The sequence below is a fragment of the Demequina pilifera genome (assembly GCF_048814985.1).
Lineage (GTDB): Bacteria > Actinomycetota > Actinomycetes > Actinomycetales > Demequinaceae > Demequina.
On record NZ_JBMDTW010000004.1, the window covers coordinates 20606 to 38274 of the forward strand.

At 71.5% G+C, this 17669-nt stretch carries 18 protein-coding genes; 12 read left to right on the forward strand and 6 right to left on the reverse strand.

Annotated features, from left to right (window positions below; translation table 11 throughout):
* Positions 1–43: 43 nt before the first annotated feature.
* From ACNI14_RS07905 to ACNI14_RS07925, 5 genes are all read right to left on the reverse strand, one after another.
* Positions 44–700 carry a TetR/AcrR family transcriptional regulator gene (locus tag ACNI14_RS07905; RefSeq protein WP_420519453.1) on the reverse strand — a complete coding sequence of 219 codons (657 nt, stop codon included), beginning with the start codon at positions 698–700 and terminating at the stop codon, positions 44–46.
* Positions 701–747: 47 nt separating this feature from the next.
* Positions 748–1821, reverse strand: a complete 1074-nt coding sequence (locus ACNI14_RS07910; protein WP_420519454.1) for an NAD-dependent epimerase/dehydratase family protein — start codon at positions 1819–1821, stop codon at positions 748–750.
* 124 nt (positions 1822–1945) lie between these two features.
* Entirely contained in the window at positions 1946–2983 is a 1038-nt protein-coding gene (locus tag ACNI14_RS07915; RefSeq protein ID WP_420519455.1) for an NAD-dependent epimerase/dehydratase family protein, read from the reverse strand.
* 65 nt (positions 2984–3048) lie between these two features.
* Positions 3049–3549: a GNAT family N-acetyltransferase gene (locus tag ACNI14_RS07920; protein ID WP_420519456.1), complete on the reverse strand. Its 501-nt coding sequence runs from the start codon at positions 3547–3549 to the stop codon at positions 3049–3051.
* Between the two features lie 67 nt (positions 3550–3616).
* A complete protein-coding gene (locus ACNI14_RS07925; RefSeq protein WP_420519457.1) occupies positions 3617–4600 on the reverse strand; it encodes a quinone oxidoreductase family protein in 984 nt (327 codons plus the stop codon).
* A 70-nt stretch (positions 4601–4670) separates the two neighbouring features.
* On the opposite strand from ACNI14_RS07925, the gene argC reads away from it, so the two are divergent.
* The 11 genes from argC to menC all read left to right on the forward strand — a co-directional run bounded on the left by argC (position 4671) and on the right by menC (position 16487).
* The gene (gene argC, locus ACNI14_RS07930) at positions 4671–5714 is read left to right on the forward strand and encodes an N-acetyl-gamma-glutamyl-phosphate reductase (RefSeq protein ID WP_420519458.1); all 1044 of its coding nucleotides are present in this window, start codon (positions 4671–4673) and stop codon (positions 5712–5714) included.
* Positions 5711–6886 carry a bifunctional glutamate N-acetyltransferase/amino-acid acetyltransferase ArgJ gene (gene argJ, locus ACNI14_RS07935; protein WP_420519459.1) on the forward strand — a complete coding sequence of 392 codons (1176 nt, stop codon included), beginning with the start codon at positions 5711–5713 and terminating at the stop codon, positions 6884–6886. The genes argC and argJ overlap by 4 nt, the downstream gene beginning before the upstream one ends.
* Positions 6883–7803: an acetylglutamate kinase gene (argB, locus tag ACNI14_RS07940; RefSeq protein WP_420519460.1), complete on the forward strand. Its 921-nt coding sequence runs from the start codon at positions 6883–6885 to the stop codon at positions 7801–7803. Before argJ ends, argB begins: the two co-directional genes overlap by 4 nt.
* Positions 7800–9041, forward strand: a complete 1242-nt coding sequence (locus ACNI14_RS07945; RefSeq protein ID WP_420519461.1) for an acetylornithine transaminase — start codon at positions 7800–7802, stop codon at positions 9039–9041. Before argB ends, ACNI14_RS07945 begins: the two co-directional genes overlap by 4 nt.
* Positions 9041–9970 carry an ornithine carbamoyltransferase gene (gene argF, locus ACNI14_RS07950; protein WP_420519462.1) on the forward strand — a complete coding sequence of 310 codons (930 nt, stop codon included), beginning with the start codon at positions 9041–9043 and terminating at the stop codon, positions 9968–9970. Before ACNI14_RS07945 ends, argF begins: the two co-directional genes overlap by 1 nt.
* Positions 9967–10458 carry an arginine repressor gene (gene argR / locus ACNI14_RS07955; RefSeq protein WP_420519463.1) on the forward strand — a complete coding sequence of 164 codons (492 nt, stop codon included), beginning with the start codon at positions 9967–9969 and terminating at the stop codon, positions 10456–10458. Before argF ends, argR begins: the two co-directional genes overlap by 4 nt.
* Before the next feature lie 111 nt (positions 10459–10569).
* Complete coding sequence (locus ACNI14_RS07960; RefSeq protein ID WP_420519464.1) at positions 10570–11772, forward strand: argininosuccinate synthase; 1203 nt, start codon at positions 10570–10572, stop codon at positions 11770–11772.
* 2 nt (positions 11773–11774) lie between these two features.
* Positions 11775–13235: an argininosuccinate lyase gene (gene argH / locus ACNI14_RS07965; RefSeq protein ID WP_420519465.1), complete on the forward strand. Its 1461-nt coding sequence runs from the start codon at positions 11775–11777 to the stop codon at positions 13233–13235.
* Between the two features lie 128 nt (positions 13236–13363).
* The gene (locus tag ACNI14_RS07970) at positions 13364–14536 is read left to right on the forward strand and encodes a M20/M25/M40 family metallo-hydrolase (RefSeq protein WP_420519466.1); all 1173 of its coding nucleotides are present in this window, start codon (positions 13364–13366) and stop codon (positions 14534–14536) included.
* Positions 14533–15360 carry a hypothetical protein gene (locus tag ACNI14_RS07975; RefSeq protein ID WP_420519467.1) on the forward strand — a complete coding sequence of 276 codons (828 nt, stop codon included), beginning with the start codon at positions 14533–14535 and terminating at the stop codon, positions 15358–15360. The genes ACNI14_RS07970 and ACNI14_RS07975 overlap by 4 nt, the downstream gene beginning before the upstream one ends.
* Positions 15360–16487 carry an o-succinylbenzoate synthase gene (gene menC / locus ACNI14_RS07980; protein ID WP_420519468.1) on the forward strand — a complete coding sequence of 376 codons (1128 nt, stop codon included), beginning with the start codon at positions 15360–15362 and terminating at the stop codon, positions 16485–16487. Before ACNI14_RS07975 ends, menC begins: the two co-directional genes overlap by 1 nt.
* Positions 16488–16533: 46 nt before the next feature.
* Here the strand turns inward: menC and ACNI14_RS07985 are convergent, their stop codons facing one another.
* Positions 16534–16998, reverse strand: a complete 465-nt coding sequence (locus ACNI14_RS07985; RefSeq protein ID WP_420519469.1) for a YbaK/EbsC family protein — start codon at positions 16996–16998, stop codon at positions 16534–16536.
* Between the two features lie 22 nt (positions 16999–17020).
* On the opposite strand from ACNI14_RS07985, the gene ACNI14_RS07990 reads away from it, so the two are divergent.
* A complete protein-coding gene (locus tag ACNI14_RS07990) occupies positions 17021–17635 on the forward strand; it encodes a uridine kinase family protein (RefSeq protein WP_420519470.1) in 615 nt (204 codons plus the stop codon).
* Positions 17636–17669 lie beyond the last annotated feature (34 nt).

Sequence of the window (17669 nt, forward strand, 5' to 3'; positions counted from 1 at the left end):
GTGCGGCAGATCACGGCCGCGTTCGGGGTGGTGCTGGGGTCGGTCACGACAGCCGCCGCTCGACCGCGGCGGTGACCGCCGCGGCGTCCATCCACGACAGTCCGGCCGTCGCGAGCGCCTGGCGGATCGCGAAGACGCGCCCGTCCTCGCCCTCCATCAGGCCGCGTGCGAGCGCCTCGAGGCAGTCCATCATCGACTGCTCGATGAGCCACGCAACGGCGCGCGGCGACACGTCGGCCCGCAGGGTGCCGTCCGCGGCGCCGCGAGCGACCGCATCGGCGAACAGCGCCCGCGCCGGGGCCAGCGCCTCCTCGACGGGGATGCGCAGATGGGTGCGGACCCCCATGGTGATGAAGGGGGCCACCGGTTCCTGGTCGTCCCACAGCCTCCCGACCAGCAGCGCCACCTGTTCTGCGGGAGTCCCGTCCTCGAGGAAGGCACCGCGCGCGATCCGGTGCGCGCCGCGCATGACCGCCCGCTCGATGAGGTCCTCTCGCGTGGGGAAGCGCACCCTCCACTCGCGGGGGTCGGTGTGCGTGCGCCGCGCGATGTCCTCGACGGAGGCCTGCGGCGAGGAGGCGAGCACCCGCACCGCGGCGTCGATCAGCCTGTTCTCGAACGCCGCCTCGTCATTGCCGGCGCCGGAGGGCACGGCGGCTGCGCTCCCGTCACGGGAGCGGCGACGGCGCGAGAACCTCACCCCGTCAGGGTACGACCTCACGCCGGGCCCGCGTCGCGTGTCGACTGTCAGGAACCGCCGCCTGTGACCGAGTCGACTGCTCTGTCGATCGCCCCTCGGTACGCGTGGATGATCCGGTCCCATCGCGCATCCGCCTCGTGATCGACGCTGCGCCGTGCCGGATCCGCCTCGAACCAGGCGACCGATTCGTGGATCGCGTCCGCGAAGTGATGGCGGGTCGCGAAGTCGGGGACGATCGCACGCAGCTTGCTCGTGTCGAACACCGCAGGGTTGGCCTTGTCGCCCATGAGCGGCCCCTCGAACTCGTCGCGGTCGAACCTGACGAGCACATCGGTGGGCACGCGGACGGTCTGCGCCTCCAGTGCGTCGCGGCTCAACCCGAGGGCCTCGGCCACGTGCCCGTGGATCTGGTTCCACGTCAGCACGTCGTCGCCGGTGATGTGGAAGTCCTCTCCGATGGCGCGGGGTTCGCCCAGCAGCCCCACCAGGCCCACCGCGAAGTCGCGGTGGTCGGTGATGGTCCACAACGACGTGCCATCGCCATGGACGAGCACCGGACGTCCCGTCCGCAGCCGCTCGGCCACGGTCCACGGGTGCGTCCACGAGGCGATCCCGAACACGATGTCGGAATAGCCGTAGGTGTGGGAGGGGCGGACGATCGTGAACGGCAGGTCCCCGCGGGACCCGGCCTCGCGCAGCAGTGCCTCGCACGCGGCCTTGTCCCGGCTGTACTGCCAGAAGGGGTTGCTCAGCGGCGTGCCCGCCTCGGTCACCACGTAGTGGGACGGGGGAGTCTCATAGGCGCTCGCGGAGGAGATGAACACGTACTGATCGGTCAGCCCCGAGAACGTCTCGATGTCCTCGCGCAGGTGGTCGGTGTCGAAGCAGATCCACTGCACCACCGCGTCGTACCGCCCACGTTCCGCGACGTCCTCGCGCACTGCGGCGCGCAGGGCCTGCGGGTCCCGCGCGTCCACTATGAGCGAGCGCGCACCGTCCGGGACCGAGCCGCGCGCCGAGCGACCGCGCGTCACCAGGGTGAGATCCACGCCGCGCTCGATCGCGAGGGGAGAGACGGCGGACGAGATCAGCCCGGTGCCGCCGAGGAATAGGACGCGCATGCTGCCTCCTTGCAGGCGTGACGTGTGCTCCTCACTGTACGCGCGCATCGGCCGTCAGCCTGGCCAGCCGGGCGCGTGGCGTCGCCCGTGTCGAGCGGGTGCGGGCGGCCGATGCGGGGGCCGGCTATTCGCCGGCGCGGCGCAGCGCGTCCCGGTAGATGACCGCGAGCTTGTCGAACATCGCGTCCGCATCGCGGTCCACGGTCTGCCGCGAAGGGTCGGCCTCGAACCACGAGACCGCCTCGGCGGCGCCCTCGTCGAACGGGATGCGGGCGCGCCAGCCGGGCACGAGCGCCGCGATGCGGGACGTGTCGTAGACGGCGGAGTGCATCTTGTCGCCGTAGATCGACCCGGCCTGCGAGGGCGCCGCGGCGACCATCGCGTCGGACGGAACGCTCAGGCGCTGGGCCTCGAACTGCTCGTCGGTGAGCCCCGCGGCCCGCGCGATCTCGCGGTACAGCCCGGTCCACGTGAGTGCCTCGTCCGAGGTGATGTGGACGGCCGTGCCGATCGCGTCGGGGCTGCCGAGCAGCCCCAGGATGCCGGCGGCGACGTCCCGCGCGTGGGTGATGGTCCACAGCGCGGTGCCGTCACCCGGGATCACGATGTCCGCTCCACGGCGCATGCGGTCGACGATGGTCCACGGGTGGCGAGAGTTTCCGGTGAAGGCCGGGATCTTCGACGGGCCGTAGGTGTGCGCGGGTCGCACGATCGTCCACGGCAGGCCCGCGGAGGCGCGCAGCACCTGTTCCGCCGCCAGCTTGAGTCGCGCGTACTCCCAGTAGAGGTTTTCCTGGCCGGTCTCCTCGGTGAGGAACTGGAAGCGCTCCGCCGTCCGGTACGAGGCGCCGGTGGCGATCAGCACGTACTGGTCCGTGAGTCGCGCGAACGTCTCCACGTCCTCGGCCACGTGCTCGGGGGTGAAGGCCACGCACTGCACGACGGCGTCGAACCGCTCGCCGCGCAGCTGGCGCCCCCGCAGGGCCGCGCGCATGGCGCCGGCGTCGGTCGCGTCCGCGTGGATCACCTCGGCGCCGGCCGGAGGGGGCGCGACGGGGGAGTTGCCCCGGTTGATGAGGGTGAGGGAGTCGCCGCGCTCGGCGGCGAGGGCCGCGAGCTCCGACGAGATCAGTCCGGTGCCGCCGACGATGAGGATGCGCATGACACCGATGCTACGGGCACGGCGCCCGCCTCCGGGCTGTCAGTCGACGTTGTCGGTCGACGCTGTCAGTCGACGGGCCGCGACAGCAGCGCCACCCTGATGGCGCCGCCCTTGGTGGTCTGCTCGCCGAGCTGGCGGAAGCCCATGCGCTCGTGGAAGTCCATCGAGCGCGGGTTGGGCGGGTCGAGGTTGACCTCGGCGGTGACCTCCGTCGCGCCGCGCTCGCGGGCGCGCTCGAACACGGACTCGTACATCGCGTGCCCCACGCCCGTGCCGCGGGCGGTCGAGCCGACCACGATCCGGTCGATGTACTGGTGCCGCACGCCGCGGTCCTCGAACCAGCGGTAGTTCTCGGACTCGTAGGACTGTCCGTGACCGAGGCTCAGCAGGAAGGCGATGACCTCGCCCTTGCGGTTCAGCGCGACCAGGCACACGTCGCAGAACTCGATGAGGGAGCGCATCTGGTCCTCGGTCAGCACCGTGACCGCGGGGGCGGCCTCGGTGTTGAGAGCGAGGATCGCGGGCAGGTCGGAGTCTCTCATGACGCGCATCCGGAGGTTCTGCATGCCCCTCATTGTGCCGTGCGCATGTCACGAGCGTGTGACGCGACCGCGTCCCTGGCATGTCGCACGCCTACGGAAGCAGCAGCACCTTGCCGGTCGTGCCGCGGGCCTCGAGCGCCCGGTGCGCGGCGGGCGCTTCCTCGATCGGGTAGGTGGCGCCGATGCGGACGTCGAGCTTCCCGGACGCGACGGCTGAGAACAGCTCGCCGGCTCGCCAGGATCGCTCCTCGTCGGTGCGGAGGTAGTGGACCATCGAGGGGCGGGTCACGGACAGCGAGCCGCCACGGTTGAGGCGCTGCAGGTCGAACGGGGGCACCTGACCCGAGGCGCCGCCGAACAGCACGAGCGTTCCGCGCACCGCGAGCGACTCGAGCGAGCCGTCGAAGGTGGCCGCGCCCACCCCGTCGTAGACCACGTCGACGCCCTCTCCGTCGGTGAGGTCGCGGACCGCGCGCGGCAGGTCCGTGGCGATGTCGGTGAACGTCTCGTAGCGGATCACGTCGGACGCTCCGGCGGCCCTCGACAGCTCCTCCTTGTCGTCGCGCGACACCGTGGTGATCACGCGCGCCCCGCGGGCCACCGCCAGCTGGGTGAGCAGCAGGCCCACGCCGCCCGCTCCGGCGTGCACCAGCGCGGTGTGGCGCGATTCGAGCGGAAAGCACGATGCGCTCAGGAAGTGGGCGGTGAGCCCCTGCAGCATCAGGGCGGCCGCCGTGTCGAGCTCGACGCCGTCGGGCACGCGGTAGGCGTCCTCGCGGGACAGCGCCACGCGGTCGGCGTACGAGCCGAGTGTGCCCGCCCATGCGAGGCGGTCGCCGGGCGCCGCCCAGTCGACCTCCGCGCCCACCGCGGCGACCACTCCGGCGCCCTCGAGGCCCGGCCGGAAGGGACGCGCCACGTCGTACACGCCCGAGCGCTGGTACGTGTCGATGTAGTTGACTCCGCTCGCCGCCACGTCGACGAGCACCTGGTCGGGCCGGATCTCGGGGTCGGCCACGTCGACCATGCGCATCTGTTCGGGTCCGCCTGCGGTGTCTGCCTGGATTGCTCTCATGCCTGCCATCCTTGCATCGGGCGCCGGCGCGTCGACTCAAGACTATTCATGGGCATGTATAGTTATGCGCATGGCAATCTCAGTGGCAGTCTCCGGCGCATCCGGATACGTGGGCGGCGAAGTGCTGCGCGTGTTCAGCGAGCATCCAGATATCGAGTTCGGGGCCCTCACGGCCCACTCGTCCGCGGGCGACCTGCTGGGGGTCCACCAGCCGCACCTGCGCACCCTCGCGGATCGCACCATCGTCGAGACCAGCGCCGAGACCCTCGCGGGCCACGACGTGGTGGTGCTGGCACTGCCGCACGGAGCGTCCGGCGCGATCGCGGCGCAGCTGCCGCCCGAGACCCTGGTGATCGACTGCGGCGCCGACCACCGCCTCGCGAGCGCCGAGGCGTGGGCCGAGTACTACGGCGGCGAGCACTCGGGCACCTGGCCGTACGGCATGCCCGAGCTCATCACCGCGGACGGTCACCAGCGCGATCACCTTCCCGGCGCCAAGCGCATCGCCGTTCCCGGCTGCAACGTCACGGCCGTCACCCTGGGCCTGCAGCCCGGCGTCGCGGCCGGGGTGGTCGACCCCGCCGACATCGTCGCGGTGCTCGCCAACGGCTACTCGGGAGCGGGCAAGAAGCTCGCGACCAACCTGCTCGCCTCGGAGGGACTGGGCGCGGCATCCGCGTACGGGGTGGGAGGAACCCACCGCCACATCCCGGAGATCGTGCAGAACCTGGGCGTCGCCGGCGGAGAGGACATTCGCATCAGCTTCACTCCCACCTTGGTGCCGATGGCGCGCGGCATCCTCGCGACCACCACGGCGCCGCTGGCCGCAGGCATCACCGCCGCGCAGGTCCGCGACGCATGGGAGACCGCCTACACCGACGAGCCGTTCATCCATCTCCTTCCGGAGGGCCAGTGGCCCACCACCGCCGCGACCCTGGGCGCCAACACGTGCCTGGTGCAGGTCGCGGTCGACGAGAAGGCCGGCCGTGTGATCGTCATCAGCGCCATCGACAACCTTGTGAAGGGCACCGCGGGAGCGGCGCTGCAGTCGATGAATCTCGCGCTCGGACTGCCAGAGACCACCGGACTTCAACTGAGGGGAGTGGCACCGTGAGCGTCACCGCAGCACAGGGATTCGCCGCCTTCGGGGTGGCCGCGGGCATCAAGTCCACGGGCGCCAAGGACGTGGCCGTGGTCCTCAACGAGGGCCCGTCGAAGGTCGCCGCCGGCGTCTTCACCACCAACCGCATCGAGGCAGCGCCCGTCACGTGGTCCCGCGAGGTCGTCTCGGACGGCCGCGTGGACGCCGTGATCCTCAACTCGGGCGGCGCGAACGCGTGCACCGGCCCCGAGGGGTTCGTGGACACGCACCGCACCGCCGAGCATGTCGCCCAGGCGCTCAGCGCGTCCGGCCGTGACGTGGGCGCCGGTGACGTCGCGGTGTGCTCCACCGGCCTCATCGGCCTGCGCCTGCCGATGGACACGCTCCTCACGGGCGCCGATGCGGCCATCACGGGCCTCTCGCACGACGGCGGGGACGCCGCGGCCGAGGCCATCATGACCACCGACTCCAAGCCGAAGAAGGCCGTCGCCGGCCGCGACGGCTGGACCGTCGGGGGAATGGCGAAGGGGGCGGGCATGCTCGCCCCGGGCATGGCGACGATGCTGTGCGTCGTCACCACGGACGCCGAGATCGATGCGTCGACCGCGAAGGCGGCCCTCGCATCGGCCGTCGCTCGCACGCTGAACCGCGTCGACTCGGACGGCTGCATGTCGACCAATGACACCGTGCTGCTGTTGGCGAGCGGCGCCTCCGGCCAGAGCCCGGACCCGAGCCACTTCGAGGCGGCGCTCACCGAGGCGCTCGCCGACCTGTCACGACAGCTCGTCGCGGACGCCGAGGGCGCGAGCCACGACATCGCCGTGACCGTCGAGAACGCCACCACGGAGGCAGCCGCCGAGGAGGTCGCCCGGGCCATCACCCGGTCCAACCTGTTCAAGGCCGCGATCTTCGGCGAGGACCCCAACTGGGGTCGCGTGATCTCCGCCGCGGGAACGGTGCCAGAACAGGTGGCTCCGTTCGACCCCACGCTCATCGACGTCTCCATCAACGGAGTCCAGGTGTGCCGGGCGGCGGGCGTCGGGGACGACCGCGACCTGGTCGACCTCACCGGCCGCGAGGTCACCGTAGTGGTGGACCTCCATGCAGGCGACGCCTCGGCGACCGTCTGGACCAACGACCTCACCCACGAATACGTCCACGAGAACAGCGCATACTCCTCATGAGCCACGACATCGACTATCCCGACCTCACGCCCCAGCAGAAGGTGGGCGTCCTCATCGACGGCATGCCGTGGATCGAGTCCTTCAAGGGCGCGACGGTGGTGATCAAGTACGGCGGCAACGCCATGATCGACGAGAACCTCAAGGCGGCCTTCGCCCAGGACGTCGTGCACCTGCGCCTGCTCGGCCTGTACCCCGTGGTCGTCCATGGCGGTGGCCCCCAGATCTCGGAGATGCTCAACAAGCTGGGCATCGAGTCCGAGTTCAAGGGCGGGCTGCGCGTCACCACGCCCGAGGCCATGGACGTGGTGCGCATGGTGCTCACCGGCTCCGTGTCCCGCGAGCTCGTGGGGCTCATCAACGACCACGGCCCGCTCGCGGTGGGCCTGTCCGGCGAGGACGCCGGCCTGTTGCAGGCCAAGCGCCGCCACGCTGAGATCGACGGGAAGAAGGTCGACGTCGGCCAGGTGGGGGACGTCGTCAAGGTCAACCCCGCCGCGGTGGAGGACATCATCCACGCCGGCCGCATCCCGGTCGTCAGCACCGTCGCCCCCGACGTCGACGACCCCACCACCGTGCTGAACGTCAATGCGGACACCGCCGCCGCGGCGATCGCTGTGGCCCTGCGGGCCCGCAAGCTCATCATGCTGACCGACGTCGAGGGCCTGTACGCGAACTGGCCCGACGAGAGCTCGCTGGTGCGACGCATCCACGCGACGGACGTCGAGAAGCTGCTGCCGAGCCTCGCCGCCGGCATGGTGCCCAAGATGGAGGCGTGCCTGCGCGCGGTGCGCGGCGGCGTGCCCCAGGCGCACATCATCGACGGCCGCGAGCCGCACTCGATCCTCACCGAGATCTTCACGACGCGAGGCATCGGCACCATGGTGCGGCCCGACGACGTGGACCTGTGGTCGTCATGAGCGAACTCAGCAGCCACGGAGAGGCCGGCCTCGAGAAGGGCCGGGTCGAGACCCAGCGCTACGAGCACTCGCTCATGGGCACCTATGGGACGCCCCTGCGCGCCCTGGTGCGCGGCGAGGGCTCCTACGTGTGGGACGCCGACGGCAACAAGTACCTGGACCTGCTGGGCGGCATCGCGGTCAACGCGCTCGGCCACGGCCACCCCGCGTGGGTGAACGCGCTCACTCAGCAGGCCGGCACGCTCGCCCACACGTCGAACTTCTTCGCCACCGAGCCGCAGATCGCGCTCGCGGAGCGCCTCCTCACGCTGTCGCACGCGCCGTCCGGCTCGCGGGTGTTCTTCTCCAACTCGGGCGCCGAGGCCAACGAGGCGGCGTTCAAGATGTCGCGCAAGACGGGCCGGGGCACAGTCATCGCGCTCGAGGGCGGTTTTCACGGCCGCACCATGGGCTCGCTGGCCATGACCCACAAACCCGCGATCCGCGAGCAGTTCGCGCCCATGCCGGGCGGCGTGGTCTTCGTGCCCGCCAATGACGCGGACGCGCTGCGCGCCGCGGTCACCGCGGCGGGCGAGGATCTCGCCGCCATCATCGCCGAGCCCATCCAGGGCGAGGCGGGAGTGCGCCCTCTCGACCACGAGTACCTCGCGCTGATCCGCACCCTCACGCACCGCTCGGGCGCGCTGATGATCCTGGACGAGGTCCAGTGCGGCGTCGCCCGGACCGGCGCCTGGTTCGCGCACCAGCTCCACGGGATTCAGCCCGACGTGATGACCCTGGCGAAGGGCCTGGGCGGAGGCTTCCCCATCGGCGCCGTCGTGGCCTTCGGAGAACGCGCCGGCGCCCTGCTGGGCAAGGGCGAGCACGGCACGACGTTCGGCGGCAACCCGCTGGGCGCCGCCGTCGCTCTCGCGACGCTGCAGGCGATCGAGGACGAGGCCCTGCTCGGCAACGCCAAGGTGGTCGGCGAGCACCTCAAGGAGCGCCTGGGATCGGTTCCCGGCGTGGTCGAGGTGCGCGGCGAGGGGCTGCTGCTCGGCGTCGGCCTCGCTGTCCCCGTCGCCCCCGACCTGGTGCAGGCGGCGCTGTCCGCCGGGTTCATCGTCAACCCGCCCGCGCCCGACACCGTGCGCCTGGTGCCCGCGCTCACTCTGACCACCGCGGAGGCCGACACCTTCATCGACTGGTTCGCGGACTACGCGGCGCGCCACCCCTTCGTCGCGGAGGGTGACAGCTGATGGCCCGGCACTTCCTTCGCGATGACGACCTCACGCCCGCCGAGCAGCGCGAGGTGCTGGCGCTCGCCCTGGAGTTCCGCCGCGACCGCTACAAGGTGCAGCCCTTCGTGGGTCCCAAGGCCGTGGCGATCATGTTCGACAAGCACTCCACGCGCACCCGCGTGTCCTTCTCGACCGGCGTCGCGGAGCTGGGCGGCTACCCGCTGGTGATCGACTCCCAGAACTCGCACATGGGCCGCGGCGAATCGGTCGCGGACACCGCGCGCGTGCTCGAGCGTCAGGTGAGCGCCATCGTGTGGCGCACCTACGGCCAGGAGCGCATCGACGAGATGGCGGCCCACTCGTCCGTACCCGTCGTGAACGCGCTCACTGACCAGTTTCACCCGTGCCAGATCCTCGCCGACCTCGCCGCGATCGCCGACGAGCGCGGGGGAGTGGGCGCCCTCGCGGGGCTCGACCTCGCGTATGTGGGCGATGGTGCCAACAACATGGCGCACTCGTACCTGCTGGGCGGCGCGACGGCCGGCATGCACGTGCGGATCGGGGCCCCCGAGGCGTACCTGCCCGACGAGGAGGTGGTCGCCCGTGCCGAGGAGCTCGCCGCGTCCACCGGCGGCTCGGTGACGGTCACGACGGACTTCGACAAGGCCGTCACGGGCGCCGACGCGGTGGCGACGGACACCTGGGTGTCGATGGGCGACGAGGCGCAGAAGGCCGAGCGCATGCAGGTCTTCGGCGACTACCAGATCAACGACCGCACTCTCGAATTGGCGGCCCCCGGCGCCCACGTGCTGCACTGCCTGCCCGCGTACCGCGGACACGAGATCACGGGTTCCGTCATCGACGGCGACCAGTCGCTGGTGTGGCTCGAGGCCGAGTACCGTCTGCACGCGCAGAAGGCGCTGCTGAGCTGGCTGGTGGATCGATGAGCCCGCATACGATTCCGGCGACGAAGGCGGCGCGTCAGGCACTGATCCGGCGCCTGATCGAGGCTGAGCCCATCAGGTCTCAGGGAGAGCTCGCCATCCGTCTCGAGGTGCAGGGCATCACGGTCACGCAGGCCACGCTGTCGCGCGACTTGGTGGACGTGGGCGCCGTCAAGGTGCGCGGCACCGACGGGCACCACGTGTACGCGACCGCGGACACCATGTCCGCCGGAGAGGGCACCGACCAGCGCCTCACGCGGCTGTGCGGCGAACTGCTGTTCAGCGCCGACGGATCCGCCAACCTCGCCGTCATCCGCACCCCGTCGGGCGCCGCTCAATACCTCGCGAGCGCGATCGACGGCCACGACGACCCGGACATCGTGGGCACAGTCGCGGGGGACGACACCCTGATGGTGATCTCGAGGGAGAGCGACGGCGGGCTGCGCCTGGCCCGACGATTCTTGGATCGCGCGGCACGGGCCGTCCACTAGAGACGGTCCGCGGCACGAGCCGCGCGGTCCCACAGACCAGCGCCGCCAGACACGCGGCGCGCACAGCAGGATCCGAGACAGAGCACGACGACACACAAGGAACGGACAGACATGAGCGACAAGGTGGTGCTCGCCTATTCAGGCGGGCTGGACACGTCGGTGGCGATCGGCTGGATCGCCGATGCGACTGGGGCAGAGGTCATCGCGGTTGCGGTGGACGTGGGGCAGGGCGGCGAGGACCTCGAGGTCATTCGTCAGCGCGCGCTCGACTGCGGAGCGGTGGAGGCCTACGTGGCCGACGCCCGCGACGAGTTCGCGGAGGAGTACTGCATGCCGGCCCTCAAGGCCAACGGCCTCTACCAGGACAAGTACCCGCTGGTGAGCGGGCTGTCGCGACCCGTGATCGTGAAGCACCTGGTCGCCGCCGCGCGCAAGTTCGGCGCCTCGACCGTCGCCCACGGCTGCACGGGCAAGGGCAACGACCAGGTGCGGTTCGAGGTGGGGATCACCTCGATCGCTCCCGAGCTCAAGTGCATCGCGCCGGTGCGTGACCTTGCCCTCACCCGCGACAAGGCCATCGAGTACGCGGGCCGTCACCAGCTGCCCATCGAGACCACCAAGTCCAACCCGTTCTCGATCGACCAGAACGTGTGGGGCCGTGCGATCGAGACCGGCTTCCTCGAGGACATCTGGAACGCGCCCACGAAGGACGTCTACAACTACACCGACGACCCGGCCTTCCCGCCGGTCCCGGACGAGGTCGTGATCTCCTTCGAGCGCGGCGTTCCGGTCGCGATCGACGGCCAGAAGGTGACCCCGCTCCAGGCCATCGAGCAGCTGAACCGTCGCGCCGGAGCGCATGGCGTGGGCCGCATCGACATCGTCGAGGACCGCCTGGTGGGCATCAAGTCCCGCGAGGTCTACGAGGCCCCGGGCGCGATCGCGCTGATCGAGGCGCACCGCGAACTCGAGAACGTGACGCTCGAGCGCGAGCAGATGCGCTTCAAGCGCGGGGTCGAGCAGCGCTGGAGCGAGCTCGTCTACGACGGCATGTGGTCCTCGCCCCTCAAGAAGAGCCTCGACACGTTCGTGGAGGACACCCAGGAGTACGTGAACGGCGATGTGCGCATGGTGCTGCACGGTGGCCGCGCCACCGTCACCGGCCGTCGCTCGGAGACGGGACTGTATGACTTCAACATGGCCACCTACGATGAGGGTGACGCGTTCGACCAGTCGGCCGCCCGCGGCTTCATCGAGATCTACGGCCTGGCTGCCAAGCAGGCCGCCGCGCGCGAGGCGCGCCTGAAGGGATAGTCATGTCCGATCAGCAGTCCGGTCCCGCCAGCGCGAGCGGCGATCACGGCACCAACGAGGGCTCGTTGTGGGGCGGCCGGTTCGCCGACGGTCCCGCCCAGGCCCTCGCCGCGCTGTCGAAGTCCACGCACTTCGACTGGCGCTACGCCGACGACGACCTGCGCGGCTCGATCGCGCATGCGCACGCGCTCCAGCGGGCCGGACTGCTGACCGACGACGAGGCCGAGCGCATGGTCGCGGGCCTCGACGACCTTCGCCAAGACGTCGCGGCCGGCAAGGTGCACGCCGCGGAGTCCGACGAGGACGTGCACGGCGCCCTCGAGCGCATCCTCATCGAGCGCATCGGCGCGGACCTGGGCGGAAAGCTCCGTGCCGGCCGGTCGCGCAATGACCAGATCGCCACCCTGTCGCGCATGTACCTGCGCCGCCACGCTCGCACCATCGCCTCCGGCGTGCTCGACGTGGTGGAGGCGCTGCTCGAGCAGGCCGATCGCCACCTCGACGCCCCCATGCCGGGTCGCACCCACTTCCAGCACGCCCAGCCCGTGACGCTGGGCCACCACCTGCTCGCGCACGCGTGGCCCCTGCTGCGCGACGTCGACCGGCTCACCGATTGGGACGCCCGCGCGGCCTACTCGCCCTACGGCGCCGGAGCCCTCGCGGGTTCGACGCTGGGACTGGACCCACAGCACGTGGCCAACGAGCTCGGCTTCGTGGGGGCGACCGAGAACTCGATCGATGCGACCGCCTCGCGCGATGTCGTCGCCGAGTTCTCGTGGGTGGCGACCATGATCGGCGTCGACCTGTCGCGCCTATCGGAGGAGATCATCGCGTGGGCGACCGTGGAGTTCGGCTTCGTGGGGCTCGACGACGGGTACTCGACCGGCTCGAGCATCATGCCGCAGAAGAAGAACCCCGACATCGCCGAACTCGCGCGGGGCAAGGCCGGCAGGCTGATCGGTGACCTCACGGGTCTGCTCGCGACGCTCAAGGGCCTGCCCCTGGCATACAACCGCGACATCCAGGAGACGCACGAGCCGGCCTTCGACGCCGTCGAGACGCTCGAGACCCTGCTGCCGGCCTTCTCCGGGATGGTCCGCACCCTGGTGTTCCACGAGGCCCGCCTCGCGGAGCTCGCCCCTGCAGGCTTCTCCCTCGCCACCGACATCGCCGAGTGGATGGTGAAGGAGGGCGTGCCGTTCCGCGTGGCGCACGAGGTCGCCGGGGCGTGCGTGCGGCTGTGCGAGAAGCGCGGCAAGGAGCTCCACGAGCTCACCCCTGACGAGCTCCAGGCAATCCACCCCCAGCTGGACGAGCGCGTGCTCGAGGTGCTCACGGTCGAGGGCTCGCTGGCGGCCCGCGACGGCGCAGGCGGCACCGCGCCCGCGCGCGTGCTGGAGCAGGGCAAGGCGGCCCGTGCGCGCGTCAAGCACTTCCGCCCCTGGGCCGCCGCCTCCCACTGACCCGCCCCACCCCGACCTACCGACCCGACCCCTTCCCGCCTTAGCGCGCCAGTGGTCGCTCAGTGTCGGTTTCGCGGCGGCTGAGAATCCTGGCGGGCGCTGAGTGCCGTTCTGGCAGGATGGGCACGATGACCGCCCTCCTCGACGACGCCCGAGCACGCCTGACCACGATGCTCGACGATGCGCTGCGCCTCATCGAGTGCGAGTCCCCGTCACACGATCACGCGGCGATCGAGCGCAGCGCGGACGTCACGGCCGAGGTCCTCGGAGCGACATTCGAGGCCGCGGGCCTGCCCCCGGAGCCCGAGCGGATCGTCATCGACGGCGTCACCCACCTGCGCTGGCGGTTCGGCGGCCCCACGCGTGTGCTGCTCCTCGGCCACCACGACACGGTCTGGCCCCACGGCACCCTCGAGACTCACCCCGCGCGGCTCGCCGACGGCGTCCTCACCGGACCCGGCTGCTTCGACATGGCGATCGGCCTCGTGCAGGCGGCGCACGCGGTCGCAGCCCTCGCCTCGCGGCACGGCGTCCCACCGGCCGATGCGGTCGCCGGGGTCACGCTGCTCGTCACCGGGGACGAGGAGGTGGGTTCGCTCACCTCCCGCGCGCTGCTCGAGGACGAGGCGAGAGACGCCGATGCGGTGCTCGTCCTGGAGGCGTCGGGCCCCGGCGGCGCCCTCAAGACCGAGCGCAAGGGCGTGTCGCTGTACACACTGACGGCACACGGCCGCGCCGCTCACGCGGGACTCGACCCCGAGCGCGGCATCAACGCCGGGATCGAACTCGCCCACCAGCTGCCGGCCATCGCGGCCCTCGGCGACGGCGCCACCACGGTGACGCCCACGCGCGGCAGCATCGGCACCACCGTCAACACCGTCCCGGCACGTGCCAGCGTGGACGTGGACGTGCGCGCCCGCACCGCCGCGGAGCAGCGCCGCGTCGACGAGCAGATCCGCGCCCTCGCACCGGCACTGCAGGGCGCGACCCTGAGCATCGACGGCGGCGTCAACCGCCCGCCGCTCGAGCTGGCGCTGGCCGAGGACCTCTTCGCGAGGGCGCTGCGCCTGGCACCCGCTGCGGGCATCGACGCCCTGCAGCAGTGCTCGGTGGGCGGCGCCTCGGACGGCAATCTCACCGCCGGCCTCGGCGTCCCGACGCTCGACGGCCTGGGCGGCGTGGGAGGCGGTGCGCACGCGGACGACGAGCACGTCGACGTCGCCCACGTCCCCCACCGCACGGCGCTGCTCGCGCTCATGATCGCGGACCTCGTCTCCCACCCACGCGAGGCGCAACCGTGACGAACGCGCCGGACCCCGCCCGTGCATCGGCCGATGCACGGGCGGCAGCCGAGCACGCCGGCGTCACCGTGCGCCCGCTCGCGACGGCGGAGACGGGGGACGCCGCGGGCCTGCTGACGTCGATCTGGGGCACCGCGACGATCGAGCCCCCGCTGATGACGGCCCTCGCGCACTCGGGCGCGTACGTCGCGGGCGCCTTCGCAGGCGAGCGGCTGACGGGAGTCTGCTTGGGCTACTTCTCGACGCCGCTGGGCGAGGCGCTGCACTCACACGTCACCGGCGTCGATCCGGCCGCGGGCCGGCGGGGAATCGGGTTCGCGCTCAAGCTCCATCAGCGCGCCTGGTGCCTGGAGCGAGGGCTGACCCGCATCACGTGGACGTTCGACCCGCTGGTGTCGCGCAACGCGTCCTTCAACCTGAACCGGCTCGGGGTGGAGATCCCGGAGTATCTGGTCGACTTCTACGGCCAGATGAGCGACGGGGTCAACGCGGGGCAGGGGAGCGACCGCCTGCTCGCGAGCTGGCCGTTGGATCGCGACCTCCCGACGCCGCCGCGCGACGAGGACGACGGGGAGGCCGGGACGGGCGCATCGGCCCTGCTCACGGCGACCGAGGACGGACTGCCGCTCCCGCACATCCCCGATCCCTCGGCCCGCTACCTGTCGGTGGCCGTGCCACCCGATGTCGAGGCGCTGCGGCGCACCGACCCGCACGCCGCCGCCCAGTGGCGCGGCGCCGTCCGCGGTGCGCTGGCGCCGCTGATCGACGGTGGCCGCCGCGTCGCCGGATTCCACGACCACCGCTACCTTCTGGAGAATCGCTGATGCAGATCGACCACCTCACCCTGCGCACGCTGCGCATCCCGTTGGTCGCGCCGTTCACGACCTCGTTCTCCACCCAGACCGCGCGCACGGTGCTCACCGTCGAGGTGTCGGCCAGGGTCGACGGCCGCGAGGTCACCGGCTGGGGCGAATGTGGAGCGCTCGCCGAACCCGTCTATTCGGACGAGTACGCGGCCGGGGCGGCGGACGTGATCGAGCGCTTCTTGGCGCCGCGCCTCGCACAGGCCTCCGCCGACGACTCGTTGACCGCCGAGACCGTGGGCGAGCTGCTCGAGCCCGTCGTGGGCCACCGCATGGCGAAGGCGGCCCTCGAGTCGGCGATTCTGGACGCCCAGCTCAAGGCCACCGGCACCAGCTTCGCCGACTACCTGGGCGTCACCCGCACGCGCGTTCCCTCGGGAGTATCGGTCGGGATCCAGGACTCGATTCCGGCCCTGCTCGACGTGGTGCGGTCCTACGTCGACGAGGGCTATCAGCGCATCAAGCTCAAGATCCAGCCGGGCTGGGACATCGCCCCCGTGAGCGCCGTGCGCGAGGCACACCCGGACATCCCGCTGCAGGTCGACGCCAACGCCGCGTACACGCTGGTCGACGGGGCCCACCTGCGCCGGCTCGACGCGTTCGACCTCCTGCTGATCGAGCAGCCGCTCGCGGAGGACGACCTGCGCCAGCACGCCGAGTTGGCCCGGCTCATGGCCACCCCGATGTGCCTCGACGAGTCCGTGGTCTCCGCGGCATCGGCCGCCGATGCGATCCACCTGGGCGCTGCGGCGGTCATCAACATCAAGCCCTCGCGGGTGGGCGGATACCTCGAGGCGCGGCGCATCCACGAGGTCGCGCGCGCCTCGGGCGTCGCGGTGTGGTGCGGCGGGATGCTCGAGACGGGGCTCGCGCGCGGCGCGAACGCCGCGCTCGCCGGGCTGCCGGGCTTCACGCTGCCGGGGGACATCTCCGCCTCGTCACGGTTCTACGCGCGCGACCTCACGACCGCGTACGTGATCGAGGACGGCCACATTGCGGTGCCCACGTTCCCTGGCCTGTGCGAACAGCCGGAGGCCGATGCGCTCGCGCAGTTCGGCGTCGACGCGCGAGAGGTCTCGCTCGGCTGAACAGGAGACCGCCGGCCGGGGCCGGGCACCCGAACTGCCGCGATGCCTACTCGACAGCGATCTCGACGGCGTCCGTGAGCGACTTCAGGTCGTCGTAGGAGACTTCGAACACGCTGGCCGGCACGCCTGCGGCGGCCCACAGCTCGCCGTGCTCGGCCAGCTCCACGTCAATGTACGTCGGAACGGGCGCAGGGTGACCCACCGGCGCCACGCCGCCGATCGGCTGACCTGTGGCCGCACGCACCTGATCGGGCGTCGCTCGGCCCACCGCCTCGACGCCGACCGCCGCCGCCACCACGTCCGTGTCGACGCGATGAGCGCCGGACGTCAGCACCAGGATCGGGCCCTTCTCCGTCATGAAGATCAGCGAATTCGCAATCGCGCCCACCTCGCAGCCCAGCAGCGCCGCGGCCTGCGCGGCGGTGTGGGTGCCCTCGGTGAGTTCACGCACGCGCCCGTGCAGACCGGCCTCGTCGAGTATCGCCTTCACTCGCTGAACATTGGGATGCATACCGCTACCGTAGCCTGGCCCGGTGAGCCCGCAACAGGTGCCGCCCGTCGCGGCGAGCGTCGCCGAGATCGCGATGCGCGCCCGAGCCGCGGCGCCGGCCCTCGGCCCCACCCGGCTGGTGCTGATCGACGGGCCGGCGGGCTCGGGCAAGACCACCCTCGCCGCACGCTTGGCGCAGGCACTCGAGCGGGAGCCAGCGGCCGGTGCTCCTTCCGCGTCCGTTCACGTTCTCCACGCCGACGACATGTACGAGGGCTGGGACGGGCTGCCGTCGCTGGACGCCACTCTGATCGACCGGGTGCTGGCGCCGATCGCGCGGGGCGACGCGGGCAGGTTTCGCGTGTGGGACTGGCATCGCGGGCAGCGCGCGCATGAGGTGGAGGTGCCGGCGAGCGACGTGCTCATCGTCGAGGGGGTAGGCGTCGCGATGCGTCCCGCCCGCGCGTACGCCACCCTCGTGGTGTGGGTGGAGGCGGCCCCGGCCGAGAGACTGCGGCGCGGCCTCGCGCGCGACGGGGAAGAGGTCCGTGACGAGTGGCTTCGCTGGCAGAGCGTCGAGCAGGCGCACTTCGCTCGCGAGCAGACCCTCCTTCACGCGGACCTGCGCGTCGACGGCGACCATCCCCTCGACCCGTGACACGTCGCGACACGCCCCCCTCACTCTGAGAGGC